The following is a 234-nucleotide window of genomic DNA, read 5'->3' as shown; positions in this document are numbered from 1 at the left end:
AGTGAGAAGATCAACTCGACCGTAATGCCTCGGTTTGGATCCGTGATGAACTGCCCCTCGTCAAGTACGACAAGGCCGAGCTGGTTGAGCAGGCGTGGCGAGCCAAGTGCCAAGTTGAGAAAGGTTTCATAGGTGAAGAAACCCAAGTCATAGCGGCCGCCCAACACCGGACCAATGCCATCCGTTGCATCACCGCTGCACCGAACGACGCGCAACCCCGCAGGCCCATAGCGC

General features: G+C 58.1%; 1 protein-coding gene. It reads right to left on the bottom strand.

The window, feature by feature from the left end; translation table 11 throughout:
• Window positions 1–234, bottom strand: a 234-nt coding sequence (locus KMS84_RS44920; protein WP_256921689.1) for a DEAD/DEAH box helicase family protein, incomplete at both ends; no start/stop codon positions are given.

Source organism: Streptomyces hilarionis (genome assembly GCF_024539675.1).
In the GTDB taxonomy this organism is placed as follows: Bacteria; Actinomycetota; Actinomycetes; order Streptomycetales; family Streptomycetaceae; genus Streptomyces; species Streptomyces hilarionis.
Note: the sequence above shows the minus strand (reverse complement) of the source record. Positions and strands in the feature narration are given on the sequence as shown.